At 69.7% G+C, this 26,682-nt stretch carries 29 protein-coding genes; 12 read left to right on the top strand and 17 right to left on the bottom strand.

Features of this window, described 5'->3' with window-relative positions:
• The first annotated feature begins 40 nt into the window (after positions 1 to 40).
• Positions 41 to 1,165, top strand: coding sequence for a low temperature requirement protein A (locus FKR81_RS10355; protein WP_146350745.1), 1,125 nt, complete (start codon positions 41 to 43; stop codon positions 1,163 to 1,165).
• Here the strand turns inward: FKR81_RS10355 and FKR81_RS10350 are convergent.
• Complete coding sequence (locus FKR81_RS10350) at positions 1,162 to 2,187, bottom strand: alpha/beta hydrolase (protein ID WP_186762892.1); 1,026 nt, start codon at positions 2,185 to 2,187, stop codon at positions 1,162 to 1,164. The genes FKR81_RS10355 and FKR81_RS10350 overlap by 4 nt on opposite strands.
• Positions 2,184 to 3,509, bottom strand: coding sequence for a cytochrome P450 (locus tag FKR81_RS10345; RefSeq protein ID WP_235921430.1), 1,326 nt, complete (start codon positions 3,507 to 3,509; stop codon positions 2,184 to 2,186). The genes FKR81_RS10350 and FKR81_RS10345 overlap by 4 nt, the downstream gene beginning before the upstream one ends.
• A gap of 100 nt (positions 3,510 to 3,609) precedes the next feature.
• Here FKR81_RS10345 and FKR81_RS10340 point away from each other — a divergent pair, with 100 nt between their 5' ends.
• Complete coding sequence (locus FKR81_RS10340; RefSeq protein WP_146350744.1) at positions 3,610 to 4,434, top strand: SAM-dependent methyltransferase; 825 nt, start codon at positions 3,610 to 3,612, stop codon at positions 4,432 to 4,434.
• Here FKR81_RS10340 and FKR81_RS10335 read toward each other — a convergent pair.
• Entirely contained in the window at positions 4,426 to 5,772 is a 1,347-nt protein-coding gene (locus FKR81_RS10335) for an alpha/beta fold hydrolase (RefSeq protein ID WP_146350743.1), read from the bottom strand. The genes FKR81_RS10340 and FKR81_RS10335 overlap by 9 nt on opposite strands.
• An 80-nt stretch (positions 5,773 to 5,852) precedes the next feature.
• On the opposite strand from FKR81_RS10335, the gene FKR81_RS10330 reads away from it, so the two are divergent.
• Together FKR81_RS10330 and FKR81_RS10325 are read left to right on the top strand one after the other, a co-directional pair.
• A complete protein-coding gene (locus FKR81_RS10330) occupies positions 5,853 to 6,209 on the top strand; it encodes a VOC family protein (protein WP_146350742.1) in 357 nt (118 codons plus the stop codon).
• Positions 6,210 to 6,277: 68 nt separating this feature from the next.
• Positions 6,278 to 7,444: an FAD-dependent monooxygenase gene (locus FKR81_RS10325; RefSeq protein ID WP_146350741.1), complete on the top strand. Its 1,167-nt coding sequence runs from the start codon at positions 6,278 to 6,280 to the stop codon at positions 7,442 to 7,444.
• Here FKR81_RS10325 and FKR81_RS10320 read toward each other — a convergent pair.
• Positions 7,426 to 9,054, bottom strand: coding sequence for a DUF6461 domain-containing protein (locus tag FKR81_RS10320; RefSeq protein WP_146350740.1), 1,629 nt, complete (start codon positions 9,052 to 9,054; stop codon positions 7,426 to 7,428). The genes FKR81_RS10325 and FKR81_RS10320 overlap by 19 nt on opposite strands.
• Positions 9,055 to 9,105: 51 nt before the next feature.
• On the opposite strand from FKR81_RS10320, the gene FKR81_RS10315 reads away from it, so the two are divergent.
• Both FKR81_RS10315 and FKR81_RS10310 read left to right on the top strand, forming a co-directional pair.
• On the top strand, positions 9,106 to 10,011 hold the full coding sequence (locus FKR81_RS10315; protein WP_146350739.1) for a phosphotransferase: 906 nt from the start codon (positions 9,106 to 9,108) through the stop codon (positions 10,009 to 10,011).
• A 66-nt stretch (positions 10,012 to 10,077) separates the two neighbouring features.
• Positions 10,078 to 10,590, top strand: coding sequence for a GAF domain-containing protein (locus FKR81_RS10310; RefSeq protein WP_146350738.1), 513 nt, complete (start codon positions 10,078 to 10,080; stop codon positions 10,588 to 10,590).
• Here the strand turns inward: FKR81_RS10310 and FKR81_RS10305 are convergent.
• Positions 10,571 to 10,936 (bottom strand): cupredoxin domain-containing protein, encoded by a 366-nt coding sequence (locus FKR81_RS10305; RefSeq protein ID WP_146350737.1) that lies wholly within the window; start codon positions 10,934 to 10,936, stop codon positions 10,571 to 10,573. The genes FKR81_RS10310 and FKR81_RS10305 overlap by 20 nt on opposite strands.
• A 161-nt stretch (positions 10,937 to 11,097) precedes the next feature.
• On the opposite strand from FKR81_RS10305, the gene FKR81_RS10300 reads away from it, so the two are divergent.
• Positions 11,098 to 12,825: a family 20 glycosylhydrolase gene (locus FKR81_RS10300; protein ID WP_407936510.1), complete on the top strand. Its 1,728-nt coding sequence runs from the start codon at positions 11,098 to 11,100 to the stop codon at positions 12,823 to 12,825.
• Positions 12,826 to 12,832: 7 nt separating this feature from the next.
• On the opposite strand, the gene FKR81_RS10295 is transcribed toward FKR81_RS10300, so the two are convergent.
• The 10 genes from FKR81_RS10295 to FKR81_RS10250 all read right to left on the bottom strand — a co-directional run bounded on the left by FKR81_RS10295 (position 12,833) and on the right by FKR81_RS10250 (position 19,882).
• On the bottom strand, positions 12,833 to 13,576 hold the full coding sequence (locus FKR81_RS10295; protein ID WP_146350735.1) for a hypothetical protein: 744 nt from the start codon (positions 13,574 to 13,576) through the stop codon (positions 12,833 to 12,835).
• Positions 13,573 to 14,382 carry an ABC transporter ATP-binding protein gene (locus FKR81_RS10290; RefSeq protein ID WP_146350734.1) on the bottom strand — a complete coding sequence of 270 codons (810 nt, stop codon included), beginning with the start codon at positions 14,380 to 14,382 and terminating at the stop codon, positions 13,573 to 13,575. Before FKR81_RS10290 ends, FKR81_RS10295 begins: the two co-directional genes overlap by 4 nt.
• Positions 14,379 to 14,774, bottom strand: a complete 396-nt coding sequence (locus FKR81_RS10285) for a GntR family transcriptional regulator (RefSeq protein WP_146350733.1) — start codon at positions 14,772 to 14,774, stop codon at positions 14,379 to 14,381. Before FKR81_RS10285 ends, FKR81_RS10290 begins: the two co-directional genes overlap by 4 nt.
• Before the next feature lie 44 nt (positions 14,775 to 14,818).
• Entirely contained in the window at positions 14,819 to 15,205 is a 387-nt protein-coding gene (locus FKR81_RS10280) for a hypothetical protein (protein ID WP_146350732.1), read from the bottom strand.
• 116 nt (positions 15,206 to 15,321) lie between these two features.
• Entirely contained in the window at positions 15,322 to 15,648 is a 327-nt protein-coding gene (locus FKR81_RS10275) for a hypothetical protein (protein WP_146350731.1), read from the bottom strand.
• Positions 15,649 to 15,652: 4 nt separating this feature from the next.
• Positions 15,653 to 16,066 carry a DUF5313 family protein gene (locus tag FKR81_RS10270; RefSeq protein WP_186762891.1) on the bottom strand — a complete coding sequence of 138 codons (414 nt, stop codon included), beginning with the start codon at positions 16,064 to 16,066 and terminating at the stop codon, positions 15,653 to 15,655.
• Positions 16,063 to 16,506, bottom strand: a complete 444-nt coding sequence (locus FKR81_RS10265; RefSeq protein WP_146350730.1) for a MarR family winged helix-turn-helix transcriptional regulator — start codon at positions 16,504 to 16,506, stop codon at positions 16,063 to 16,065. Before FKR81_RS10265 ends, FKR81_RS10270 begins: the two co-directional genes overlap by 4 nt.
• A 629-nt stretch (positions 16,507 to 17,135) precedes the next feature.
• Complete coding sequence (locus FKR81_RS10260) at positions 17,136 to 18,212, bottom strand: aminotransferase-like domain-containing protein (protein ID WP_146350729.1); 1,077 nt, start codon at positions 18,210 to 18,212, stop codon at positions 17,136 to 17,138.
• A 30-nt stretch (positions 18,213 to 18,242) separates the two neighbouring features.
• Positions 18,243 to 19,442, bottom strand: coding sequence for a PI-PLC domain-containing protein (locus tag FKR81_RS10255; protein ID WP_146350728.1), 1,200 nt, complete (start codon positions 19,440 to 19,442; stop codon positions 18,243 to 18,245).
• Positions 19,443 to 19,678: 236 nt separating this feature from the next.
• On the bottom strand, positions 19,679 to 19,882 hold the full coding sequence (locus FKR81_RS10250; RefSeq protein WP_146350727.1) for a cold-shock protein: 204 nt from the start codon (positions 19,880 to 19,882) through the stop codon (positions 19,679 to 19,681).
• A 186-nt stretch (positions 19,883 to 20,068) separates the two neighbouring features.
• Here FKR81_RS10250 and FKR81_RS10245 point away from each other — a divergent pair, with 186 nt between their 5' ends.
• From FKR81_RS10245 to FKR81_RS10225, 5 genes are read left to right on the top strand one after another with little or no spacing between them, the layout of a single operon-like run.
• The gene (locus FKR81_RS10245; protein WP_146350726.1) at positions 20,069 to 21,175 is read left to right on the top strand and encodes an acyl-CoA dehydrogenase family protein; all 1,107 of its coding nucleotides are present in this window, start codon (positions 20,069 to 20,071) and stop codon (positions 21,173 to 21,175) included.
• Positions 21,175 to 22,179, top strand: a complete 1,005-nt coding sequence (locus tag FKR81_RS10240) for a s-methyl-5-thioribose-1-phosphate isomerase (RefSeq protein WP_146350725.1) — start codon at positions 21,175 to 21,177, stop codon at positions 22,177 to 22,179. Before FKR81_RS10245 ends, FKR81_RS10240 begins: the two co-directional genes overlap by 1 nt.
• Positions 22,176 to 22,826, top strand: coding sequence for an acireductone synthase (gene mtnC, locus FKR81_RS10235; protein WP_146350724.1), 651 nt, complete (start codon positions 22,176 to 22,178; stop codon positions 22,824 to 22,826). Before FKR81_RS10240 ends, mtnC begins: the two co-directional genes overlap by 4 nt.
• Complete coding sequence (mtnB, locus tag FKR81_RS10230; protein ID WP_146350723.1) at positions 22,823 to 23,413, top strand: methylthioribulose 1-phosphate dehydratase; 591 nt, start codon at positions 22,823 to 22,825, stop codon at positions 23,411 to 23,413. The genes mtnC and mtnB overlap by 4 nt, the downstream gene beginning before the upstream one ends.
• Positions 23,410 to 23,982 carry a 1,2-dihydroxy-3-keto-5-methylthiopentene dioxygenase gene (locus FKR81_RS10225; protein ID WP_146350722.1) on the top strand — a complete coding sequence of 191 codons (573 nt, stop codon included), beginning with the start codon at positions 23,410 to 23,412 and terminating at the stop codon, positions 23,980 to 23,982. Before mtnB ends, FKR81_RS10225 begins: the two co-directional genes overlap by 4 nt.
• Here the strand turns inward: FKR81_RS10225 and FKR81_RS10220 are convergent.
• On the bottom strand, positions 23,957 to 25,354 hold the full coding sequence (locus FKR81_RS10220) for an MFS transporter (protein ID WP_235921429.1): 1,398 nt from the start codon (positions 25,352 to 25,354) through the stop codon (positions 23,957 to 23,959). The genes FKR81_RS10225 and FKR81_RS10220 overlap by 26 nt on opposite strands.
• Positions 25,351 to 26,661: an MFS transporter gene (locus FKR81_RS10215; protein WP_146350721.1), complete on the bottom strand. Its 1,311-nt coding sequence runs from the start codon at positions 26,659 to 26,661 to the stop codon at positions 25,351 to 25,353. Before FKR81_RS10215 ends, FKR81_RS10220 begins: the two co-directional genes overlap by 4 nt.
• Positions 26,662 to 26,682 lie beyond the last annotated feature (21 nt).

Here is a 26,682-nt window from a genome sequence, read left to right as displayed (position 1 = left end):
TGCGCAACTCGAAGTCTGCTCCACCGCACGGGGGACCGCCATGTCCGAGGAGACCAGCGAGCAGCGGGTCATCTGGTCCGAACTGTTCATCGACCTGATCTGGGTGTTCGCGATCGCCCAGCTGGCGAGCCTGCTCGCGGCCGGGCAGGGGCTCGCGCTGCTGCTGCTCGTGCCCGTCTGGTGGGGCTGGGTCGGCGTGACCGTGTACAGCAACGCGGCCGGCCAGAAGATCGACATCGTGGGCGGGCGCCTCACCCTGTTCGGGGTCGCCGCGGCCGGGCTCGGGGTCGCGGTGGCGATCCCGCAGGCGTACGACGGCCGCGGGCTGATGTTCGGTCTGGCGTACCTGGCGCTGCGGCTCGTGCTGTGGCTGGCGATGCGGCCGCTGCACTTCTACGGCGGCGCGAAGCTCGACCCGTTCACCGTCGGACTGTTCCTCGCCGCACCGCTCTTCGTGCTCGGCGGCCTGCTGCCGGACGGCTGGCGCGTCGCCGTGTGGACGCTGGCGGCGCTCGTCGAGATCGGCAGCCCCGCACTGATGCGCGGGGCCACCGGCACGCTGACGTTCGAGACCGCGCACCTGCCCGAGCGCTTCGGGTTGTTCATCATCATCGCGATCGGCGAGACCGTCGTGGCACTGGGCACGCAGCTGTCCGCCGGTGACGTCACGGCGGGCGCGCTCGGGTTGATGGCGCTCGCGTTCGTGATGATCTGCGCGCTGTGGTGGACGTACTTCCACTTCGGTGCGTCCGCGATGCACCACTCGTTGCGCACCACGAAGTTGCAGGGCCGGATCGTGCGGCAGGTGTTCGCCTACGCCCATCTCGCCTACGTGGTGGGCATCCTGTGCATCGCGGTGGGCTTGAAGAAGCTGGTGCTGCACCCGCTGGACGCGCCGCACTCGATGCCCGAGCTGCTGCTGGCGCCCGGTGTCGCGATCTTCCTCGCCGGGTTCGCCTACAGCCGGTGGCGGATGTTCGGCGCTCCCACGCTCTTCCGCTCGGCAGGTGTGGTCGCGTGCGCGTTGCTCGGGCTCGCCGCTCCGCTGCTGCCGCTGGTGGTGACCGCCGTGCTCTGCACCGTCGTGCTGATCGCGCTGAACGGTCTCGAGTACTTCTGGGTCACCACCGAGCGGCCGCTGCTGCTGGTGTGGAAGCCGGCCTAGAAACCCTTGGCGGACAACCAGGTGCGCGACGCCGCGTAGTACTCGGCGGCGTTGCGGTGCAGGCCGAGCGAGTGCCCGGCGCCCGGCAGCACGTACGTCTGCAGCTGGGCCTCGGGCCGGTAGTACGCGGCTTCCCCGGCGCACAACGACGCGGCCGACGAGCAGTCGCGCAACGCGAGCAGGCCGCAGAACAGCACGTCCTGCGAGCCGACGGCCTGGAACACCGGGACGTCGATGCCGTACGTCGTGGGCAGCACGATGCCGAACACGGCGACGGTGCCCATGCCCGGCACGGACACCTCGTCCTTGGTCGCCTCGTCCGCCGCGATCACGGCCGGATCCGCGTTGTCCGAGTAGAACAACGGCTTGCGCGCGCCGGGCCTGGTCGTGAACCACAGCGGGTCGGTGCCGAGGTGTGCCAGCTGCGAGTCCACGAACACCGGCGTGAGGCCGAGCGCGGCGCTGACGACCAGCACGGGCACGGCGGGCATGTGCGTCATGCCGGACAGGATCACGCCGTCGACGTCGTGGTACGTCGCTGCTTCCGCCGCCACGATGCCGGACCCGACCGAGTGGCCGACGATCACGACCTTCGCGAACGACGTGCCGCCGACGTGGCCCGCGCGCAGGTGCGAGATCACCTCGTGCAACGACCGCGCCTCCGCGCCGATCAGCATCGGCACGCTCGGCGGGTGCGTGCTCGCGCCCGCGCCGAGCCGGTCGACGGCGAACGTGGCGAAACCGTTGCGCGCCATGTCCTTCTGGTACGAGTAACCCTCGACCGGGAGGTCCCAGTACGCGCGGTTGTACGTGCCGCCGTGCACCAGCAGCTGCACGGACGCCGGCGTCGATCCGGAAGGTACGCACAGCTGGCCCTGCACGACGGCCGCGCCACCGGTCGGGCCGGTCACCGGGAGGTCGGTGACCGAGCACGTCACCCCGGTCGCGTCTGCCCGCGGTGCGGCGACGGCGCCTCCGAGCAGGGCGCAGCAGGCGAGCAGCGAGGCGGTCAGCAGTCTCACGGGAGATCCCTCCGGGGTACCGCGGTCATCGGCAGCTGGTTGGGCTGCATCGTGGCTTTCACTTGCGGGTACACGCGTTCGCCCGCAACCGGCACGAGCCGCCAGCGCCGGGCGACGGTCGCCGCGACGAGTGCGATCTCGGTCTGCGCGAAGAAGTGGCCGGGGCAGAAGCGGGCACCCGCGCCGAACGGGATGAACGCGCCCTTCGGCAACGCCACCGCGAGCTCGGGTTCCCAGCGGTCCGGGTTGAACGAGTCCGGGTCCGGGAACCAGCGCGGATCGCGGTGCAGCGTGTGCTGGCTGACGGCGACCTCGGTGCCCTTCTTGATGCGCACGCCGCCGAGCACGATGTTCTGCCGGGCGCGGCGCATGAGGATCAACGGCGGGGTGAGGCGCAGGATCTCGTTGATGATCCGCTGGGTGAACTCGAGCTTCGGCAGGTCCCCGAACGTCACCTGCCGGTCGCCGACCACGTCGTCCAGCTCGGCGTGGAACCGGCGCTCGACCTCGGGTCGCGCGCCGATCTCGTGGAAGAACCAGGAGAGCGCGACGGCCGTGGTCTCGGCGCCGGTGGTGAGGATCGTGACGACCTCGTCGTGGATCTGCTCGTCGGTCATGCCCTCGCCGGTCACCTCGTCGCGCGCCCGCAGGAACGTGGAGAGCAGGTCGCCGTGGTCGCCGCCCTCTTTCCGCGCCGCCACAACGACTTCCGGGATGACCCGCCGCAGCCGGGCGGCCGCCTCGTCGAACCGGCGGTTGGCCGGGATCGGCAGCTTCGCCACGAAACCCGGCGTGAAAGCACGCACCAGCACGTGCTTCAGCATGATCGGGATCGACCGCTTGATCTCGTCGAGCACCTCGGGGCCCAAGTCGGCCGAGAACAGCGTGCGGCCGGCGATGGACAGCACGACGTCCTGCATCCGCTGGTCGACCCGCACGACCTCGCCCGGCTGCCACGACGCGGCGAGCTGGACGGCGAACCGGGTCATGGTGTCCTCGGCGTAGTCCTCGATCCGCGCCCGGCTGAACGCGGGCAGCACCATCCGCCGCTGCCGCTGGTTGAACTTGCCGTTGGACGTCGCGAGACCGTCGCCGAACAACGGGCGCATCTTGTCGAAAACGACGCCCTTGTCGAACTTGTCGGCGTCGGTGGTGAGCACCTGCCACGCGAGTTCCGGCGTCGTCACCAGGAACACCGGCAGCGGGCCCAGGAAGATCCGCACCACGTCACCACTCGCGGGCAGCGACGAGAGGAACTCGACCGGGGTGCGCAGTAATCGCACGGTGTGCCCGACCAACGGCCAACGGCCAGGAACATCCACGCGGGCAACCCTATGGAGCACGACTGGTCCGAAGCGAGGAGAACCACTCGATCGGATGTGTCATGGCCGCTGTAGGCCATCGGGCCTAAGCTTCGTGCGTGTGAGCCACGACCGGAGCTGGGTGCCCCCGGAGGTCGACACGACCGTGCCCAGCCCGGCGCGCGTGTACGACTACTGGCTCGGTGGCGGCCACAACTTCCACCCGGATCGCGCGCTCGCGGAGAAGATCATCCAGCTCATGCCGGGCATCCGGGACGCGGCCAGGCTGAACAGGTCGTTCCTGCGCCGCGCCGCGTTGTTCATGGTGGAGTCCGGAGTCCGGCAGTTCCTCGACATCGGTGCCGGCATCCCGACCGTCGGAAACCTGCACGAGATCGTCCAGGACGCCGCGCCCGAATGCCGGGTCGTCTACGTCGACAAGGACCCGGTGGCGGTCGCGCACGGCGAGCTGCTGCTCGCCGGCAACGACCGCACCGCCGCGTTGCGCGCCGATCTGCGCGATCTCGACGACATCTTCGAGTCGGAACAGGTGAAGGCGCAGATCGACCTCGACCGGCCGGTCGGTCTCTTCATGTTGTTGCTGCTGCACTTCGTTCCGGACGAATGGGACCCGGCCGCCATTCTCGCGAAGTACCGCGACCGCCTCCCGCCGGGAAGCATCCTCGCGCTCTCGCACGTCGCGGCCGAGGCGAAGCCCGCAGGGATGGACGAGGCCGTGCAGACCTACAACCAGAAGAGCGCGCAGAACCAGGCGTACCTGCGCACCCGCGACGAGGTGCTGCGCTTCTTCGACGGGTTCGAGCTGGTCGAACCCGGTCTCGTCGGCTGCCCGGCGTGGCGGCCGGAGGGCCAGGGCGACTTCTCCGCGAACGCCGAGATCAACGCCGTGCCGTGGTGCGGCGTCGGGATCAAGCTCTCAGCGTGACGGGCGCTGGAGCGCGGGTGGCGCGAACCGCGTGAAGGCGGGCGGCATCTCCTCGTCGGTGAACGTGGTCAGGTCGAACACCCGGTGGTAGGCGGGGCCGAGCGCGGCCACCTGCTCGTTGAGCCGGTCGGTGTGCCACTTCCCGGTGTCGATGCGATCGATCAACGCCCGCAGCGCCACGATCTCGTCGGCGGCGCTGAACGCGCAGTGCTGCCCGCGGTCCACCCACAGCTGCTTCACCGGCACCTGCGACGCGAGCCACCGCTCCTGGTCGGGCAGCGCGCCGCCGTCACCGGTGTTGTGCATGGTCAGGATCGGCACCCGAGCCGTGCCGCGCGGGACGAACGTCCGGTACGCGTACCGCAGCGCGGCGGGGTCCGGGCTGATGCGGGGTGCCGCGGCGAGCGCGTCGAGATCGGCGGCCAGGTCGATGCCCGCCGCGCGGTAGGCGTCGCGCACGAGGTCCTTGCGCGCGGACCTGGCGAGCTGGAACCGGTAGTCGACGCCGGTGTTCCACGACGGGTTGCCGCCCGCGCGGCGTTCCAGGTCGACCCGCCCGGTCGGGCCCATGCCCCAGATGTAGGCGTCGTGCAGCACCGCGGCCATCGCGCGGATGCGGTCCTCCAGCCCCTCCGGCTGCGGGAGGTGCGCCGAGTACCAGGTGGGGACGTTGCCGAACGACCCGGCGAGCGCCAGCCGCGCCCGGCCCTGTGGCGTGGTGACCGCCTGCTCGACCGCGGCGAGCAGCGCGTCCCTGCTGGCCTCCGGATCACGGGCTTTCACCAGGTCGACGCCGGGGGAGGAGAGCAGCGTGCGGATCACGAACGCCATGTCCAGCTGGACGTTCAGCCCCGCGTGGACGTCGTGCGCCGCGCACGTGGTGAGCACGCCGTCGAACCGGTGCGGGTGGCGTTCGGCGAGCTGGACGGCGATCCCGCCGCCCATGGACATCCCGTTGAGCACCGTGCGGCGCGGCTTGCCGACCGTGCGGGTGAACCAGTCGAGCAGCGCGACCTGGTCGTGCAGCGCGGGCTCGACGGCCCAGCCGGTGCGGCCCCGGTAGTCGGACGCGGCGAGCGCGTACCCGTGGTCGAGCAGCCACGCCGCGGTCTCGGCGCGGTTCGCGACCCAGATCCCGCCCGGGATGCCGTCCTCCGGTGGCACGTAGCCGTGGCTGAACAGCACGAGCGTGCCGTTCCAGCGGTCCGGCACCTCGACGCGGTAGTTCGCGCCGTCGATCGCGCCGGTGTACGTGCGCCGTCCGGCAGCCTTCGCCGGCATGGCCACTCCCAGTGTCGTGACCAGCAACAACGCGATGGTGATGGCCTTGCGTGTCATCGCGGTTCCCCTTCGTCCGGTGAGCCCTCACGGAAACGTCGGACTCAGCGGGCCGCTTTCGACACGCGTACGGTGTGGCCGTGATCGAAGGTGTGCACGCGATCGTGTTCGGCCAGGACGCCGAGGCGGCCAGGGCCTTCTTCCGCGACGTGCTCGGCCTGTCCGGCGTGGACGCGGGCGGCGGCTGGCTGATCTTCGCGCTGCCGCCGGCCGAGGTCGCCGTGCACCCGACGGACGGCGAGCCGGTGCACGAGCTGTACCTGATGTGCAAGGACGTACATGCGACCCGAGCTGAGTTGCAGACGAAGGGCGTCGAGTTCGTCGAGCCGGTCACCGACCAGGGATGGGGCCTGGTCACCCGGCTGAAGGTGCCGGGCGGCGGCGACATCGGGCTGTACGAGCCGAGGCATCCCAGCCCGCTGCCGAACTTCGGCTGACCGGCCGGTCAGCGGCCCGGTCAGCAGGCGGTCAGTCCGCTGTCAGCCCTGCTCAGCACAGTGTCGGCATGACGAACATCCTGATCTCCGGCGCCAGCATCGGCGGCCCCGCACTCGCGTACTGGCTCAACCACCACGGCTTCGACGTCACGGTCGTCGAGCGCGCGCCGCACCTGCGTTTCGGCGGCCAGGCCGTCGACGTCCGCGGCCCGGCGCTCGACGTCGCTGACAAGATGGGCATCCTCGAGGACGTGCGCGCGCTCAGCACCGGGATGCGCGGCATGACCGTCGTCGACCCCGAGGGCAACGAGCTGTTCAGCACCACCGAGCGCACGCTCACCGGCGGCGACGTCGACAGCCCCGACATCGAGATCATGCGCGACGACCTCAGCGAGCTGATCTTCAAGCTGGCCGACGTCGAGTACCTCTTCGACGACTCGATCGCCGCGCTCGAGGACACCGGCGACGGCGTGCTCGTCACGTTCGAGCGCACCGCGCCCCGGAAGTTCGACCTCGTCGTCGGCGCGGACGGCCTGCACTCCAACGTGCGCAACCTCGTGTTCGGGCCGGAGCAGCAGTTCATCCGCCACCTCGGCACCTACCTGTCGGTGTTCACCACGCCCAACTTCCTCGACCTCGACCACTGGCAGGTGTTCTGCCAGGCCGGTGTCGTCGGCGGTGGCGTGATGAGCGCCCGCAAGAACACCGAGGCCCGCTTCTACCTCGGCTTCGAGTCGGTCGAGCCGATCACCTACGACTACCGCGACACCGAGGCGCAGCGGCAGTTGATCGCGGACGCGTTCGCCGGGTCGGGCTGGGAGTTCCAGCGCGCGCTGACGTTCATGTGGAACGCGCCGGACTTCCACTTCGACTCGATGAGCCAGATCCACATGGACACCTGGTCGCGCGGCCGGGTCACGCTGCTCGGCGACGCCGGGTACTGCGGTTCGCCGCTGTCCGGTCAGGGCACCAGCATGGCGCTCGTCGGCGCGTACGTCCTCGCGGGCGAGCTGAAGGCGGCCAACGGCGACCACACCGTCGCGTTCGCCCGCTACGAGGCCGAGATCCGCGACTACGTGCGGGCGAACCAGCAGCTAGCGCTGGACAACAAGGCCCGCCACGAGGCCGAGGCGCGACAGGCGCAGGGCGAGGAGATCGGTGAGCTGCCGACGATGGACGACTTCTACGAGGTCGTCAACTCGTTGCGGCTCAAGGACTACTCGGCGATCGGGTAGACGGTGAGGCGGTCGAGGTCGGCGGGGACGAGCTCCCCGCCGACGAACCGCAGCGCGGCCGTCACGCCCTTCGCGTACAGCTCCCGCCAGTCGTGGAAGTCGATGCCGTTCAGCGCCGCGCGCACCTCGGCGGCGCTGCCCCGGAACGGGTCCCAGTCGTCGTCGGCGTCGTAGCCGGGTTTCGCGGAGGCGAGGACCTTTCCCTTGCGCGCGAACGACAACCGGGTCACCGCGTTGACATTCCAGAACATGCTCGCCGCCCGGCCGTAGCGCGACAGCTCCTTCAGCGTCTCCGGCTGCGCGCCCCGGTAGTGGTTCTCCTCGACGACGACCACCAGGCCGCTGGGGAGTCCGGTCGCCGCGAACCACAGCTCGTGGTGGTCCGACAACGGCTCGCCCTCGCCGAGGTTCGCGCCGAACGCCCGGATGACGTGCGTGAACGGTGCCCCGACGACGAACGTGACGGTCGCGGCCACACCGAACCGCTCCGCGATCCACCGGTACCTGGCCTCCGGTGCGACGACCACGGGTGGTTCCGGCTCGCCGCGCAGCCGGTGCCCGAGCCGGTCCGACCTCTTGTGCACGACCTCCGGCGCGAGCGGCGCCTGCCACACCACCACGTCGTAGTGCTCGCGGAAGTCGCCGTCGCGGCCGGACGCGGACACCAGCGCCCGGTAGTCACCCGGCCACGGCGGTGTCTCGTTCTGCCTGTTCCACATCGACTTCCGCGTCCCGGACAACGTCGCGCCACCCGAGGCGGCGGTCCAGCTCAGCTCGACCACCTCGTCCCAGCCGCGCAGGTCGACCTCGGCCGGAGGTTGTTGCGACACCCGGAAGAACACCGGCGCCGCACCGTCCGCCATGCCCGTCCTGACCACCACGCCACCGGGCACCGCGGCGACGAGTCCGTTGCCGGAGAAGTCGACGTGCTCGGGTAACTCGCCGTCGGCCAGCGCGAACCGGTGGCCGGTCACGACCGCGTTCTCGGACGTGGCGCCGTACCCGTACTCGGCGCGCCGCTTGTCGAGTGCCGCCGCCGCGTGCGCGGGCGGCTTGGGGGAGTCCGGGAGCACGGCCGCGGTGACGCCGAGCGCGACGCCGATGATCGCGGCGGCCTTCGGCTTGCCCACCGCGCGCAGCACGGCCGCCGACACGGCCACCGCGAGCGCCAGGTGCGCGGCGCCGTGCCGGGCTGAGATCGACTCCTCGTCGCCTGCCGCGTCCGCGACAAAAGCCTTGTCCCGCAACGACTCGACGAGCTCGAGCACGAGATCGGCCGCGCCGGGGTGCAGCAGCTCGACGAACGACAGGCCGTCCTTGGCCTCGCTGTCCTGCCCGATGACGCTGAACGTCCCGGTCGGCGCCGGACCGACCCGTGCGACGAGCTCGGCGGGTGCGCGCAGCGCGAGCCGGTCGACGGCCAGCTCCAGCGCACCCAGCAGCCGCTCCACCACCATGCGGTCCAGCGCGTGCAGCCCCCGCCGGACCCGTGAGTCCGTTGCGTGCACCCAGCGCGGTTCGAAACGCCCCAGCGCCGCCGCCGGCGTGCTCGGGATCAGCTCCACGATCTGAGCCGCGGCCGCCGCGACGTCCCCCTCGAAGGTCCCCATGATCGCATCGTGCCGCAAAAACCTTTGCAGGCGCATGCAACGATCGGTCACATGTCAGATCTCTCCACCCGCACCGACCGCGCCGTCGCCGCCGCGGTCGCCGCCGGGCGCACCATCGGCGTCACGTCCACCGAGCCGAAGGTGCTGCACGACGTCTTCTCGGTCGTCGTGCACCTGGCGCCGGAACCGGTCGTGGTGCGCGTGCCGGTCGTGCTGCCGAGCTCACTCCAGTCGGATCTCGCGGCGCAGGCCGTCAGGCAGTCCGACGAGCTCGCCGTCGTCAGCTGGCTCGCGTCGAACGGCCACCCCGTCGTCCCACCCGCGCACGGCGAGCCGGTGCAGCTCGACGGTTTCTCGATGACGCTGTGGCAGCTGGTCGACGTGCCGGAAGGCGAGCCGGACTACGTCAAGAACGTCGGTCTGACGCCGTCGCTGCACGCCGCGCTGCGCGACTACCCCGGCTCGCTGCCGTTCCTGTCACCGCTCGGTGGCTACATCCCGGACAGCCTCGGCCTGCTGGAGAAGCAGCCCGAGCTGATCGGCGCCGAGGACCTGGCCCGCGCCCGCGCCGAGTGGGAGGTCGTCGCACCCGTCCTGACCTCGCACGATGCCTTCACGGCTGCATTTCCGGAGGTCACCGTGCAGCCGATCCACGGCGACTCACCGCCGTTCAACCTCATCGGCGAGCGCTTCTCGGACTTCGAGGACGCCACGCTCGGCCCCGTCGAGTGGGACCTGACGCTGGTCGGGCCCGACCTCGGCGCGGTGTACGACGCGGCGGCGGTCGAGCTCGGGCTGCGGCCGCTGGACGAGCGGGTCCTGCGCGTGCTCGACGTCGCCCGGATGTTGCAGGTCGTGTCGTGCCTCGCGCTCGTGCCGCAGCTGCCGATGCTCGCCGACGGCCTCCAGCAGCCGCTAGCCGCGTGGCGGGCGATGCCGCAGCTCACGGCTGTGTGACGTGGACTGGCATTTCGTCTGATGGCGTGCCTACGCTGAGTCGCTGCCTCACGCGAGGGGGTCGTCATGGACTACCGCACGAACAGCTCGATGTTCTCGCTGCTGACCGAGCACTGGGAAGAGCACGACGTGCTCAGCGTCGTGGTCGAGATCGCGCGCAAGATCAACGGTGCGGACCGCGGCAACCTCCAGCTGTTCGACCGCGGGCTCGGCGGGCTGCGGATCGCCGCGCAGCACGGATTCTCCCGGCCGTTCCTCGACTTCTTCGAGCTCGTCGCGGACGACGGCTCCGCGTGCGGTGAGGCGATGGCGCGCAACCGGGTCGTGGTCGTCCCCGACGTCCAGCGCAGTCCGATCTTCGACCTGAGGGCGAAGCGGATCATGCTGGACGCCGGGGCGCTGTCCGTGCAGTCGACCCCCGCTGGTCAACTCGAGCGGTCAGCTGATCGGGGTGCTGTCCACGCACTTCGACCAGCCGTGGGAGCCGACCCCTGGCGAGCAGTACCTCGTCCACACGCTCGCGGACGTGGTCGCCGACTGGTTCACGCTGCGGCGCTGATCACCCCTCGCCATCGATGATGATCTTGCCCATCATGCCCTTGTAGCAGTCGCCGTCGACGTCGGAGTGGTAGACGTAGTCGATCGGCCGCGTGAACTTGTACGTGAAGGTCTGGCCGGGCCGCTTCGGCCCGCTGTTGGGCTCGTTCATCGACTTGCACGGCTTGGACGGGTCGAGGCCCTTGCGCACGCTGTGCACGCCGGGGCCCTTGAACACCCATTTCACTTTGTCGCCCTGCTTGATGTGCAGGACCTCGGGTTTGAACTGCAGGCCGACGACATCGACGACGTGCGTCCTGACCGGATCGGCCTGCACGGGTGCGGCCAGCGCGGTCAGCAGTGCGGCGGCTAGCAGGAGAATGCGCATTGCGGCTCCTCTGATCGACGGGAGCGGCGGCGCGCACCCATCGTGGCAGTCCCGATCAATGCTGTCTTATTGGTTCAGACCATTGACAACGGGCGAATCGCCCATTCAGGCTGGACAACGGGCCGCCGCCCCTTTCTCGTGCTCGTGGAGGAGGACTCATCGTGAGAGCACGCGTTCTGGCTGTCGTCGCCGCGCTGGTCGCGGCAACGGCAGTCTCCGGCCAGTCGCAGGCCGCGGAACCGTTGCAGAGCCTCGTGCCCGTACCCGTCTCGGTGCAGGCGAAATCCGGTGTCACGCACACCCTGACCGCCTCGACCAAGATCTACACGGCGGCCGGCGCGGAGGGCGTCGGCACGTTCCTCGCCGACCTGCTGCGCCGCTCGACCGGTTACCCGTTCCCGGTCAGCGCCGCGTCGGGCACGCCGTCCGACGGCATCTCGCTGCTGCTGTCCGGTGCGCCGTCGTCGGTGGGGCAGCAGGGCTACCAGCTCGACGTCAACGCGGGGAACGTCGTGCTCCGCGCGAACACCGCGGCCGGGCTGTTCGGCGGCGTGCAGACGTTGCGCCAGCTGTTGCCCGCCAAGGTGGAGAGCGCCACCGTGCAGACCGGTCCGTGGACCGTGCCGGGTGCGACGATTGTCGACCACCCGCGCTTCACCCACCGGGGCGCGATGCTGGACGTGGCACGGCACTTCCACTCCGTGAGCGCGATCAAGAAGTACCTCGACCAGATGGCGCTGTACAAGATCAATTACTTCCACTGGCACCTGACCGACGACCAGGGCTGGCGGATCGCGATCGACAGCTGGCCGCGCCTGGCCACGTACGGCGGCAGCACGCAGGTCGGCGGCGGCGCCGGTGGCTACTACACCAAGGCGCAGTACCAGGAGGTCGTCGCGTACGCGGCCGCCCGGCACATCACGGTGATCCCCGAGGTCGACATGCCCGGCCACACCAACGCGGCACTGGCGTCCTACGCGGAGCTGAACTGCAACGGCGTCGCGCCGGGACTGCGCACGGACATCGAGGTCGGCTACTCGTCGTTGTGCGTCAGCAAGGACATCACCTACAAGTTCATCGACGACGTGGTGCGCGAGATCTCGGCGATCACGCCCGGACCGTACTTCCACCTCGGCGGTGACGAGGCCAACGCGACGTCCGACGCGGACTACCAGGCTTTCATGAACCGCGCGCTGCCGATCGTGAAGAAGTACGGCAAGACCGTGCTCGGCTGGCACGAGTTCGTGAAGACCACGACGGACACCGCGGCGATCCCGCAGTACTGGGGCACCACGACGTCCAACGCGACCGTGCAGGCGGCGGTGCAGCGCGGCAACAAGGTGCTGATGTCACCGGCCAACAAGGCGTACCTGGACATGAAGTACAACTCCAGCACGCCGCTCGGGCTCTCGTGGGCCGGCTTCATCGAGGTGCAGGACGCGTACAACTGGAACCCCGGCACGCACCTCAGCGGCGTGCCCGAGTCCGCGGTGCGCGGCGTCGAGGCTCCACTGTGGACGGAGACCATCGTGACGTCGGCCGACCTGGAGTTCATGGCGTTCCCCAGGTTGTCCGTGCACGCCGAGCTCGGCTGGTCGCCGTGGTCGACGCACAACTGGGAGTCCTTCAAGCTGCGGCTGGGCGCGCAGGCGCCGCGCTGGGCCACGATGGGCATCAACTACTACAAGTCGACGCAGGTGCCGTGGGAGACCGGAGGCCCGCCGCCCGGTCCGTGCACGCAGCCGACGTGGGACCGCACCAAGGTCTACGTCGGCGGGAACGTCGTGCAGCACAAGGCGCACAAGTGGACCGCGAAGTGGTGGACGCAGGGCGAGGAGCCCGGCACCACCGGCCAGTGGGGCGTCTGGCGAGACGACGGTCCCTGCTAGGCCGTGACTACGCCGTGACGAGGCGGGAACGCAGCCACCACAGCATGGTCGCGATGATCGCGGCCGCTGCGAGCACCAGCGTTCCCGCCTCGACCCACGGTGACGGCCAGAGCGTCTGCCAGCGGCCGCCGCCCCAGCCGGGGTCGTGGCCGACGTTCACGCGCAACAGCGCGCGGTCCGCGTAGGACAGCCCGAGCACCACACCGAACGTCAGCACGACCGCGCTCAGCGCGTTGCCGAGCAGCAGGCCGAGCGCGGCGCCGAGCACGACCGCGAACAACGTCCACGCCAGCGGAACCGGGCCGGTGGCGTCGAGGAACGAGCGCGCGTCGGTGGTGAAGTCGCGTGGTTCCAGCGGGCGCAGCGAGAACGCCCACCACAGGTAGAGCGCCTGGTACAGCCCGGTCGCGGCGAGCGCGGATCCGGCGGCCATCGCCGTTTTCGTGGTGAGCCACCGGGTTCGGCTGACCGACTGGGTCAGCGCGAGCACGTGCGTGCGCTGCTCGCGTTCCCGCGCGAAGAGCGGTGCGCCGACGAACGCGCCCAGCAGCACGGGGAGCACGAAGATCAGCCCGTTCGCCGCCCCGAAAGCGTCGCGGTAGCCGGCGAAGAACTCGGGCTCGCCCTGCGTCGCTTCGACCAGCCCGCTCGTGCGGATCTCGAGGATCAGCACGGTGATGGCGCAGAGCATCAGCAGTGCCGCGATGGTCACGACCGTCGCGCGCTGCTGCCGCCAGGCGAGCCAGGTCATGACGCGTCCTCCGTCCGCAGGTAGGCCAGCACGAGCTCCTCTAGGTTCGGCGCGGTTCCCGCCGCCGGATCCTCGGTGCGCACCAGCCGGATCGAGCCGCGCGCCTCGACGACGTGGTGCGCGCCCGCCGGTTCGTGCACCAGGACGCGGTGGCTTCGCAGCAGCTCGTCGACGTCGCCCGCGAGCCGGACCCGGCCGGAGCCGAGCAGCAGCAGGTGGTCGCAGACGTTGCCCAGCTCGGACAGCGCGTGCGACGAGAGCACGACGGTCGTGCCGGTGTCCGCGACCTCGGCCATGAGCATCCGCAGCACCTCGTCGCGGGCGACCGGGTCGAGGTCCGCGATCGGCTCGTCGAGCAGCAGCAGCTCGGGGCGCTTGCCGAGCGCGACGGCCAGCGCGACGCGGGTGCGTTGCCCGCCGGACAGGGTGCGGATCTTCGCGTCCAGCCCGACGCCTGCCTCGTCGACGAGCCGCCGGGCGTACTCGTCGTCCCACGTCGGGTTGAGCTCGCGGCCGAACCGGAGCATCTCGGCGACCGTGAACCCGCGGTGGGTCGGCTTGTCCTGCGCCAGGAACGACACCCGCGGGTGAATGCCCCGGCTGCCGGGCGCCGTGCCGAGCACGCGGACCGCGCCTTCGGTCGGGGCGAGCAGGCCGGTCGCGAGCGTGAGCAGCGTGCTCTTGCCCGCGCCGTTCACGCCGACCAGCGCGGTGACGCTGCCGTCGGGGATCTCGAACGAGCAGTCGCGCAACGCCCACGTGCGCCCGAAGCGCCTGCCGACTCGGTCGGCTGCCAGTGCGATCATTCGGCGTCCTTCACGGGGTGGTTCTCGTTGAGCACCGCGGTGAACAAGGCGATCACGTCGTCGCGGTCCATGCCCGCGAGGCGGGCGCGGTTCATCCAGTTGGTCAGCTCGGTCCGCAGCGGCGAGTTCTCGCCCGCACCCGGACTCGCGAGCGACTTGCGGACGAACGTGCCCCTGCCCGGCTGCGGCGCGACGAGGCCTTCGCGTTCGAGCTCGCGATACGCCTTGAGCACGGTGTTCGGGTTGATCGCGGTCGCCGCCACGACGTCCTTCGCGGTCGGCAGCCGGTCGCCGGGGGACAGGACGCCGAGCCGCAGCGCCTGCTTCACCTGGTCGACGATCTGGAGGTAGGTGGGTACGCCGGACTGGCGGTCGATCCGGAACTCCAGCACTCCGGCGCACCCTTCCACTAAGGCATTAGTGGTGGCAGCCTAGATCAGCCGACGCCGATGACGCAGCCGAACTGCAGCGGGCCGTAGTCGTCCGACGCGAAGCAGTCCCAGCCCTCCTCGGTCCCGCCGGGCACCGTCACGTCACCGATCTCGGTGCTGTCCGCCGTCGTCGCGGTGAGCGTGTACTTCGCACCGCCGGTGCTCGGCACCTTGGTGACCTGACCAGCGGCGACCTGCACCTCGCGGTCGCCTTCGGGACCGCCGGTGACCTTGACGGTGATGGCGTTCTTGTCGTCGGCGCTGATGCTCAGGTCGGACACGCGGCCCGTCTTCGCGGTGGCCGCGACGACCTCCGACTGTCCCAGCGCGAGCCACCCGCCGCCGGCCGCCAGCGCACCGACGACAGCAGCCGCGATCGCGAACTTCTTCATGGTTCCTCCCGTGGATTCCCTCATTCCACTAACCCCTTAGTGGAATGGTGCGAGCATGCCGACGGGACGAGGGGGCGTCAAGGACGGTGACCGGGGCCACCGGAGGGGGACATCGGCTATTCGGCCGACCTGCCAGGCCGCACGAGAGTGATCACCGCGCCGACCACGGCGGTGCGGACCTCGAGGAACCCTTCGGCGTTGACTTCGTTGAGCCCCAACGACATCCAGCCGAAGAAGAGCAGCAGCGCGAGCCCGTACATGCGGGCGAGATCGTGCCGGATCGACATCACGACACCCAGCGCGCCCACGCCGAGCTGCAGCACGTGGTACTCCGGGCTGAGGGGAAAAACGTCCAAAAGGCCGAGGGCCAGCTGCAGCACTCCGGCCACAAGGGTGAGGAGCTGAGGCCGGGTGAATTCCGCTTCGGTGTCCACCCAAGCCATGTCATTACTCCTCGCTGCTGCGCCAGGCCGCGTCGTACCTCGCTTGTCGCTCGGACTCACGCTCAGCGTTTCGCTCCCGGCGCCCTTCCGTGGCGGATCCCCTGGGGTACCTGTACTTGGTGAGGCGGTAATCCACGCTTTCGGGTGCGTAGGACAGTGCGAAGTACAACCCGACGATCAGGCCGAGCGCGCCGCAGGCTATCGCCAGTGGCCACGGGGAGTCGAGTCCTAACACGAGCGTGAGCGTGATGGCCGCGGTGAGCGGGAAGACCTGCGTGAGGGACCGGAAGGTGAAGCGCAGCAACCAGTTCGTGCCCGTCACGTCGTCTTTGACCCACTCGCGGTGACGCATCGGCAGCCGTCCGCCCGCGATGTACCACAGGCGCAGCGCGATGTTCGGTGCGGTTGACGTGCTCACGTCGCTGCCTCGATCACGCGGTGCAGCACCTTGTTCAGCACCATGAGCTCCTCGAATGTCATGCCCAGCCGGTCGACGACCTTGAACGGGATTTTCAAGGCTTCTTCTCGCAGTTTTTGGCCCTCGGGGGTGAGTTTGAGGGCGAGGGATCGCTCGTCTCGGGGGTCTCGGTCCTTCTTGACGTAGCCGATCGCCTCCAGGCGCTTCACGAGCGGGGAGAGAGTGCCTGGGTCCAGCTGCAGCAGGCCGCTCAGGTCCTTGATCGAGAGTGGGGACTTCTCCCAGAGGGCCAGCATCACCAGGTACTGGGGGTGGGTCAGGCCCATCGGTTCCAGCAGGGGGCGGTAGACGGCTACGACGCTGCGCGACGCCACGGACAGGGCGAAGCAGACCTGTCGTTCCAGCGCCAGGGGGTCCGGGATGCTTGGTGTACTAATCATTTGTGTACAAGGTATCACGTTGTGCCTGGTTGGGGGTGTGAGCTTCGTTGCGGTGTGGGGTGGGGAGGGGCTCGCGGATCACCAGAGGTGGCAAGGCTGCGCCTGATCCGCGAGCCCCTCCCCGCCCCCGGCCCTTCGGATGCTTGGGATTGTTCGGCCGCCGGTTTGTGCTCGGGGGCCGCGCCCGGTTGGCAGTGCGGGGGTTGGCAGTGCGGCGGCCGCTCTTTCCTTTGGTATCTGCCGGTTTCGGCGCTGCTCGCTTGGTACCTGCCGGTTTCGTGGCTGAGGTGGCTGCGCCGCCGGGGATTGTCGGTGCTGGCTGCGAGCATGGATCGGGGGGTTCTCATGCGCGGGGGACGCCTGCGTGAGCATGGCCGCATGGCACGCCCGCCAGGCTCTTGCCCGCTGGGCAGGCAGGTGCTCGCCTCGTGCGGCCCGTTGGTGTGTGGGTCGCCGTGGTTTCTGCCGGGTCGTGGTCGGGGCGCTTGGTGTGCTGGCTTCGCTTCGCTCGCGGGGTGTCTGCCGCGCCGCGGAAGTTGCGGGCTTCCGCACCTCGGTTTCGCGGGCCCAGCAACGACAACGGCGCGGGTGCATGTCTGCAGCCCGCGCCGTCGTACAGGGTCAAACGTCTACAGCGAGCGAACCGCCGTCGCGAGGCGGGTGATGCCCTCGTCGATCTGCTCGGGGGTTACGCCGGAGAACGCCATGCGCATGGCGTTGTCGCCGCCCTCGAGCAGGAAGTCGGAGCCCTTCACGAACTCGACGCCGTGCTCCTTGGCCACGGGGAACAGCTTCTCGATGCTCACGCCCGGCAGCTCGACCCACATGAAGTAGCCGCCCTGCGGTGCCGTGTAGACAGCGTCCGGCAGTTCGCGCTTGAGCGCGTTCACCAACGCGTCCTTGCGCTCGCGCAGGGCGACGCGGACGGTGGCGACGGACTGGTCGATGCGGCCCGAGCGGCAGAACTCGTTGACGATCGACTGCGCCACCATGTTCGGCGAGATGTAGGTGTTGGTCGCGATCTTCTGGACCTTCGCGATGACGTCCGCCGGGCCGACCAGGTAGCCGCAGCGGATGCCGGGGCACATGGTCTTCGAGAACGACGACGCGTACACGACGCGGTTGTTCTCGTCCTGCGACAGCATCGTCGGCAGCGGCGTGCCCTCGAAGCGGACCTCGTAGTACGGGTCGTCCTCGAACAGCACGAAGTCGTGCTGGGCGGCGAGCGCCAGCAGGCGGGCGCGCTTCTCGGCCGAAAGCGTGTAGCCGGCCGGGTTCTGGAAGTTCGGGATGATGTGCGCGAGCGACGGGCGGGTGCCGCTCTCGAGGAGCGTCTGGAACGCGTCGACGTCGATGCCGTCGGTCTGCAGGTCGATGGCGGTGACCTTCGCGCCGCGCTGGCGCAGGTTCAGCAGCGTGCGGTCGTACGTCGGCGCCTCGACCACCACGTCGTCGCCGGGGGAGACGAGCAGCTCGAACAGGAACGCGTCCGCCTGCATCGACCCGTTGGTGACGAGCACCTGGTTCACGTCGACCCCGTGCTTCTCCGCGATCCACTCGCGCAGCGGTACGTAGCCGACGGACGTGCCGTAGGCGAACGTCCCGCCGGGGTCCTTCGTGAAGGCCTGCTGCGCCGCGTCGCGCAGACCCTCCTGGTCGATGATGTCGAGAGAGGGCGCTCCGCGCGTGAACAGAATCGGGGCCATGCGCGGAGCGTACCGCTCTCAGAATCTGGGTTATGGCCGGTATGCGTAGGTGTTGAGCAGGGACGCAGCCGATGCGGCGTTGCCGAGGTTGTAGTGGTCGACGGCCAGGTACGTGGGCTTCTTGCGGGCCGCGGGCTGGCAGAACCGCTGCGCGCGGTCGGCCAGTTTCGAGTTGTCCGTCGTGGCCGTGCCCGTGAACGGGACGTCCCGGAAGTGGTTCATCACGAACAGCGGCTGGAACCGGGCGGTCGTGGACAGCGGGCGGTCGTCCCACCGGCTGTAGCAGGACCAGTCGGAGCTGCCCATGCCGCCGCCCATCGACCAGTAGTTCTCGACGGTCCAGTCGCGCTGGTACATCACGCCGTGCGCGTCACGTCCGTCCGGCGAGTGGTCGGTGAAGATCAGCAGCCGCTTGCCGGACGCGCGCATCTGGGACAGCTTCGGCCAGCCGTTCTCGCGCACACCGGACTGGTCCGGCCGGAACAGCACCGACGACAGGCCGTTCACCCGCGCCAGCTCCGCGCCGAGCACCTGGGACGACACGTAGTCCTCCAGGAAGATCGTCACGATCTCGGACGGGTTGGCGCGCAGGAAGTCCACGACCCGCTGCACGTCCACCCACAGCGCCACCGGCTTCGAGACCCACGTGCAGCTGTTGTGGCACAGGATCGCGCCGTCCGAGGTCTGGTGGATGTCCAGCATCAGGCCGCGCACGCCGTCGTTCAGCTGCTGCGCGACACCGCGGGTCTGGTTCTTGGCGAGGTTGGCGAACGGCGGCGCGAACCCGCCGTCGACGCCGTTGGCGTAGGCGTTGTGGGACGTCAGGAACGTGGCCTCGTCGAGGCGCGGGTCCGCCGGGAACGGTTGCGTCCCACCGGACACCGGCGTCAGGTACCACCGGCTGGCGAGCGTGAGGCCGGGGATGTCCCACTGGTCGCCGGTCTGGTTGAACGTCCAGGTGGTGTCACCCGAGCAGGTGACGACGGTCAGCGACTTGCCGAGGCACGAGCCGGGGGTGTCGGTGTTCTCGATCCGACCGCCCCTGAGCGACCACTGCTGGTGGTCCTCATTGCCTTTAGGGCGATGCATAGCGACGCCCGTGCCACTCTGGGAGAGGTTCAGTCCGGTGCTCACGCTCTGCAGGTAGTAGATGCCCTCGGGAGCCGCGTGAGCAGGCGCCGGGACCAGGAAAGCGATGATCAGGAAAGCGACGGCAGGGAGGTATCGCACGTGACCAGAGTCACCTAAACGGGTGAAACATGAAACGTTCTCAGCCGTTTAGACGTTTAACACAGTGGGAACACTGAGTCCAGGCAGCCGTCGCTTCGCCAAGGGGTGAGGCCGGTAACGAGCACCGCCTTCATAAGCCGTGCAGGGTTCGAGTCCCTCGGTTGCCGCCTTGTTCGTGCATGCAGAAGGGCCCGCTCCTGCCGTCAGGTCGGAGCGGGCCCTTCGTCGTGAAGCACTCAGATGGCGCGGACAGCCTGCGCCTGTGGTCCCTTCTGACCCTGGCCGATGTCGAACTCCACGCGCTGCTTCTCCTCCAGCGAGCGGAACCCGTTGCCCGTGATCTGCGAGTAGTGCACGAAGACGTCAGGTCCGCCGCCGTCCTGCGCGATGAACCCGAAGCCCTTCTCGCCGTTGAACCACTTCACAGTGCCCTGCGCCATGCTTCTTGCTCCCTCAGCCGAGCCGTGCCCCTTCGCGGGGTGCGGGCAGTCTGCCAGTGATCAAGGCGTTCGACACTCCGGTTAACCCTGTCGGGCGTAGGTACCAACCTGTGGACAACGGTCATGACCGGTCGGTGTCACGGGCTAAATTGGAGCCGTTGCCGCAGGAGATACGGGGTGTGAAGCATGACCGACTGGCTGGCCGTTGCGCGTGAGCTCGCCACCCGGCTGTCGTCCGACGCCGCCGACCGCGACCGCGCGAACCAAGCCCCGGTCAAGGAGGTCGAGCTGCTCCGCCAGTCCGGCCTGCTCGGCGTCGCGGACTGGACGACGCAGCTCGCCGTCGGGCGGATCATCGGCGCCGCCGACGCCAACATCGGCCACCTCCTCGGCTACCACTACCTGCAGATCTGGCGCTCCGGGCTGTTCGACAAGCCCGTGCGCACCCAGCCGGACTGGTTCTGGGCCGGCGTCAGCAACCCGCTCGACGCCGCGTTGGAGCTGATGCCCACCGAGTCGGGGTTCGTCGTCAACGGGCGCAAGACGTTCGCGACCGGCGCGGCGGTCGCGGACCGGCTCGTGGTCAGCGCGACGCGCACGGACAACGGCGAAAAGATCACGTTCCTCGTGGACGGCAAGGCGTCCGGCCTCTCGTTCCCCGGCGACTGGGACAACATCGGGCAGCGGCTCACCGCGTCCGGCGGCGTCCTGTTCGAGAACGTCGAGGTGCCCGCCGAGGCGGTGCTGGGTGTGCAGCCGACCGGCGAGCACCCGAGGCTTTCCCTTGCCGCACTGGGCTTCCAGCTCGTGCTGGCCCAGCTGTACGTGGCGATGGCCGAGGGCGCGCTCGCCGAGGCCGCCGAGTACACCAGGTCCAAGACGCGCCCGTGGTTCGTCAGCGGCGTCGACGCGGCCGTCGAGGACCCGCACATCCTGGTCAGCTACGGCGAGATGGTCGCCCAGGTGCGCGCGGCCGGGCTGCTCGCGGACCAGGCCGGCGCCGAGCTGCTGGAGGCGTCCGAGGCGGGAACCGCGCTCACCAAGGAGAAGCGCGGCGAGGTGGCGGTCACGATCTCGGCCGCCAAGGTCGTGTCCACGAAGGTCGCGAACGAGGTGACGTCGCGGATCTTCGAGCAGGTCGGCGCGCGCGGCACCGCGGCCGGCTACGGCCTGGACCGGTTCTGGCGCAACGCCCGCACCCTCACCCTGCACGACCCGGTCGTCTACAAGGCGCGCGAGGTCGGCGAGAACTACCTGACCGGCGCGCGGCCCGCGTGCACGGGGTACAGCTGATGCAGCCGGTGCTCGCGGACAGCGTGCGCCTCGTCGAGGACGGCGTGCTCATCCTCGACCGGCGCACCTTCCCGTTCGAGCGCTCGTGGGTGCGTTGCGCGACGGTCGACGAGGTCGCGAAGGCCATCGAGGACATGGTCACGCAGTCCTCGGGCCCGTACTTCGCGACGCTGTACGGCATGGTGCTGGCCGCGCGTGCGCTGGAGGGCAGGCCGTTCACCGAGGCGCGGGCCGAGCTGGCGCGGGCCGGTGAGCTGCTGGAGGCCACCAGGCGCACGAACAACGCGCTGCGCAAGGCCGTCGCGATCGTGCTGGAGGCGGTCGACGCGGCGCAGGACGTGGCCGCTGCTGTTGAGGGCGCGCGGACCGGTGACGAGCGGTACCGCTCCCGCAGCCGCGCGCTGGGCACTCACACGGCAGCGCTGCTGCCCGATGACGGCTGCGTGCTCACGCACTGCTGGGCGGACCTGTACCTGACCGAGACCGTTTTCGCTGCTCAGCGGGCAGGCAAGCGGTTGCGCTTCGTCTGCACCGAGACCCGTCCGTACCTGCAGGGCGCGCGGCTCACCGCGGAGACGCTGGCGGAGATGGGTGTCGACACGACGGTGATCACGGACGGCATGGGTGCCGCCGTGCTGCAGTCGGGGGAGGTGCACGCCTTGGTGACGGCGGCTGACCGCGTCACCATGGACGGGCACGTGGTGAACAAGGTGGGCACGCTCGGCCTGGCCGTGGCGGCGTCCGCGTTCGGCGTGCCGTTCCTGGCGCTGGTGCAGGCGCCGGACCGGCAGGCGCTGACGGCGGCGGACGTGCCGATCGAGTTCCGCGACGGTGCCGAGGTGCTGTCCACTTTGGGCAGGCGCACGGCGTCGGCGCGCGTGCGCGGGCACTACCCCGCGTTCGACGTGACACCGCCGCGGTTCGTCACGTCGGTGGTGACCGACCGGGGCGTGTTCGCGCCGGACCGGTTGCCGGACTACTACTCAGGAGGGGAACAACAGTGAGCTGGGTCGTACTCGACATCGAGGGCACCCTGAGCGCGACCGACCAGGTGCTCGTGGTGCTGTACGACTACGCGCGGCCGCGCCTCGGCCCGTGGATCGAAGAGCACGCCGACGACCCGGTGGTCGTCGAGGCCGTGCGCCAGATCAAGGAGCTCAGCGGGCACGACGACGTGGTGGGCGCGCTGCACGCGTGGATGGCCGCCGACCAGAAGGTCACGCCGCTGAAGACGTTGCAGGGCCTCATCTGGCAGCGCGGCTACGAGCGGGGCGACCTGGTGGCGTCGTTCTTCCCGGACGTGGTGCCCGCGATCCGCGCGTGGCACGAGGCCGGGACCCGGCTGGCGATCTTCTCGTCCGGCTCGGTCGCGGGCCAGGTCGCGTTCTTCAAGCACACCGTCGACGGCGACCTGACCCCGTTGTTCGAGCACCACTTCGACACGGTGAACGCGGGCCCGAAGCGCGAAGCCGCTTCGTACAAGGCGATCGCGGCAGTGCTGGACTCCGACGACATCACGTTCTACTCGGACGTCCCCGCCGAGCTCGACGCGGCGGCCGAGGCGGGCTGGAAGACCGTCGGCGTCGCACGGGACGGCGAACCGTACGGCGACGCCGACTTCGGTCCACACAGGACGGTCCACTCGCTGTGACGCCGGGCGAGGCACTGGCGCGGGAGTGCGGGCGCTACACCGAGATGGGCTGGATGCGCGGCACGTCCGGCAACCTGTCCGTGGTGCTCGGCCGCGATCCGTTGCGGCTCGCGGTGACCGTGAGCGGTCTCGACAAGGGCGAGATGACCCCGGACGACCACGTCGTGATCGACGCGTCCGGTGCGGCCGTGGACTCGGACAAGGTCCCGTCCGCCGAGGCGGGCTTGCACGCGCGGATCGCCGCGGTCGCCGGTGCGGGTGCCGTGGTGCACGTGCACGCGCTGGCCCCGGTCGTGGCGGCCGAGCACTGGCCGGACGGCGTCGTGCTGCGCGACCTGGAGATGCTGAAGGGCTTCGGCCGCCAGGCGGACGACGAGGTCGTGATCCCGGTCGTCCCGAACTCGCAGGACATGGCCGAGCTGGGCGACGCGTTCGAGAAGGGCTGGTCGGCCGACGTGCCGGCGTTGCTCGTCGCCCGGCACGGGGTGTACGTGTGGGGTGAGGACCTGTACCAGGCCAGGCACCGTCTTGAGTGCCTGGAGTGGCTGCTGCGCTTCAAGGTCGAGACGAGGAGGAGCCGATCATGACACTGCTGACGGTCTGGCCGGACACCGATCCGGGCACCGTGCTCGTGCGCACGACGGATGCCGCGGAGATCGAGGCCGCGCTGAAGGAACACGGCGTCCGCTTCGAGCGCTGGCCGGTGCTGGACGGCGTGACGGCGGCCAACGCGGTGGAGGCGTACGCCGGTCCGGTCGCCCGCGTCACCGAGACGGAGGGCTACATCCTCGTCGACGCGATGGAGATGACGCCCGCGGACACCGACGAGTACCGCGCGAAAGCGGTCGAGTTCCGGCAGAAGTTCCTCGCCGAGCACACCCACGACGATGATGAGGACCGCTACTTCGCGCGTGGCGCGGGCGTGTTCTACCTGCACGTCGGCGGTCGCGTCTACGGCGTGCTGTGCGAGGCGGGCGACCTGCTGAGCGTGCCTGCCAACACCACCCACTGGTTCGACATGGGCACCACCCCGGACTACGTGTCCATCCGCTTCTTCCACGACGACGACGGCTGGGTCGGCAACTTCACCGGCAGCGACATCGCGCAGTCGTTCCCCACGTTCGACCAGCTCATGGCCGGTCACCGGCAGGGATGAGCTCGTCCTCGGCATCGACGTCGTAACCGACCGGCTCCCACCTGATCAGCAGCAGCGCCAGCAACCCGAGTGCGGGCGCCGCTGCGATCACCCAGAACACGCGGGGCCCCAGCGACGCCGCGAGGATCGGGAACAGGAACAGCGACAGCGTCGACCCCACCCGCAGCACGCCCTGGTTGAACCCGACCCCCACGCCGCGCAGCGACGTCGGGTAGCTCAGCGACGCGAACGTCATGTAGTGCGCACCCGGCCCCCAGGCCTGCGCGAACAGGAACGCGCCCAGCGACAGCAGCGCCGCGAGCGCCAGCACCGACGACGGCTTGCCGATCAACGCCAGCGCCACCAGCGAGACGAGCTGCACGGCGAAGCCGAGCACGGTCATCCGCCACGCGCCCGAACGCGCCCAGCGGATGCCGAGCAGGCCGCCCGTCACGGCGAACCCGAGGTTCAGCACCAGCGAAGCCGTGATCGTGGTCAGCGGACCCTGCGCCAGGAACGACGCGATGATCACCGGCAGGCCGTACGCGACCGCGTTGTAGGCGAACGTCTGCGCCAGCGCCACGGCCAGCGCCAGCGCGGTCCGCAGGCGGTACGTCCGGTTGAACAGCGGCCGGAACGACCCGCGCGGTGGCGTCGGGACCGGAGCGGAGGAGACGGCCACCGCGTCCACCCCGTACGAGTCCCGCAGGATCGCGGCCGCTCGTTCCAGGTCGCCCCGCTGCGCGGCCCACGCCGGGGACTCGTTCATGTACTTCTTGCGCACCAGCAGGATCACGACGGCCGGAACCGCGCCGAAGCCGACGGTGTAGCGCCACAGGTCGGCGTGCGGAACCACCTGGTACAGGCCGAGGATGATCAGGTAGCAGGCGCTCGTCGCGGTGAACCACGCCGGCGCCCACGCGGCGGTGCGCGACGCTTTGCTGCCCTTGCCGGTCAGCCGGGAGAACTCGGCGAGGAACGCCATCGCGACCGGCAGGTCCATGCCGACGCCGATGCCCATCAGGAACCGGAAGAACACGAGCACGTACTCGTTCGGCGCGAACGCGCAGCCGAGCGCGGCGACCACGAAGAACAGCATGTCCGCCATGAACACGCGGTAGCGGCCGATCCGGTCGACCAGCACCCCGCCGAAGAGCGCTCCGACGACGGCGCCGACCATGATCGACACGTTCACGACGCCCGCCCACACCGGGGACAGCCCGAACTCGGCCGTGATGTCCTTCATGCCGTAGGCCAGTGACGTGAAGTCGTAGGCGTCGAGGAAGATGCCGCCCAGCGCGAGGAAGACGATCATGCGGGCGTTGCTGCCCGCGGCCGCGCCGGAGTTCACCAGGTCGTTGACGTCACGGGCGTTGCGGATCTGGATGGTCACGCTCCCATGTTCGCCGGACGTTCCACAGGGGACAATTCGTCCCGCGCATTGAGACGGCCGGGTCGGATGAGTGCCATGGCGCACATCCCGAGCACCGTCGCGGCGCCGGCCGCGACGAACATCGACGAGTAGCCGTACGACGTCGCGAGGTACCCGGCGAGCGTGGGGGCGAGGATCGTGGCGATGTTCGCGATGAAGTGGGTGAAGCCGCCGAACGTTCCTGCGCGGGACGGCGCCGTGTCGATGATGACGCTCCAGAACACCGCGTTGGGCAACGAGTTCAGCGCGTTCCCCAGCGCCATCAGTGAGAGCACGGCGACCGGTCCGGACACGAAGGGGATGAGCAGGAAGCAGGTGGCCGTGAGCGCCATCGACGCCACCGCCAGCGCGTTGCGGGCGATGCGCAGGTTGCCGGTGCGGCGGCGCAGCCAGTCCGAGATCCGTCCACCCAGGACGATCGTCACGCACGCGCCGACCCACGGGACCATGCCCAGGTACCACAGCGATCCCAGTGAGAAGCCGAACTCGTCCTGCAGGTACTTCGGCACCCACGTCAGGATGGTGAAGTTGACGAACATGAAGGCGAAGTAGCCCACCGCGTTCAGCAGCAGCGTGCGGCTGCGGAAGAACGCCGCGGCGGGCAGCGGCCGGGCGACCGCCTCGGGGCCCGCCGACGAGCGGATCAGCGCGAGCTCGTCGGGGGAGACGCTCGGGTGCTCCTCCGGCCTGTTCCGGAACAACCGGTAGAACGCCACGAGCAGCAACAACCCGGCGGCTCCGAGGACGATGAAGGTGACCCGCCAGTTGCCGGTCAGCGTCAGCAGCCCGACGGACACGGGTGCGGTGAGCAGTGCGCCCAGGGGAGTGCTGAGCAGGCCGAGCGACACCGCGAAGCCGCGTTCCTTCGGGGCGGCCCAGTCCGCCATCGTGCGGTTGATCGTCGAGTACGCGGGCCCCTCGGCGAAGCCGAACAGCACGCGCACCACCGCGAAGCCCCACAGCGCGGAGCCGAGCAGCAGGCCGAGCTCACCCGCGAAGGCCGACGCGATCTCCAGCACCGACCACGCCGCACCCGCCCACAGCCACACCCGGCGCGGGCCGAGCCGGTCGGCGAACCAGCCGCCGACGAGCGCGCCGAACATGTAGCCGTAGCCGAAGAACCCGAGCACCTCACCCCAGGACTTCTTGTCGAAGCCGAACTCCGCGGTGATCGATCCCGCCGCGTACGAGATGGCGCCGCGGTCGATGTAGTTGATCAACGCGACCACGACCAGGAGGCCGAAGATCACGTACCGGTACCTGCTCACTTCGCTCTCCCTTGCTCGGGG

Source organism: Lentzea tibetensis (assembly GCF_007845675.1).
Classification (GTDB): Bacteria; Actinomycetota; Actinomycetes; order Mycobacteriales; family Pseudonocardiaceae; genus Lentzea; species Lentzea tibetensis.
This window is presented reverse-complemented; position numbering and strand designations above follow the sequence as displayed.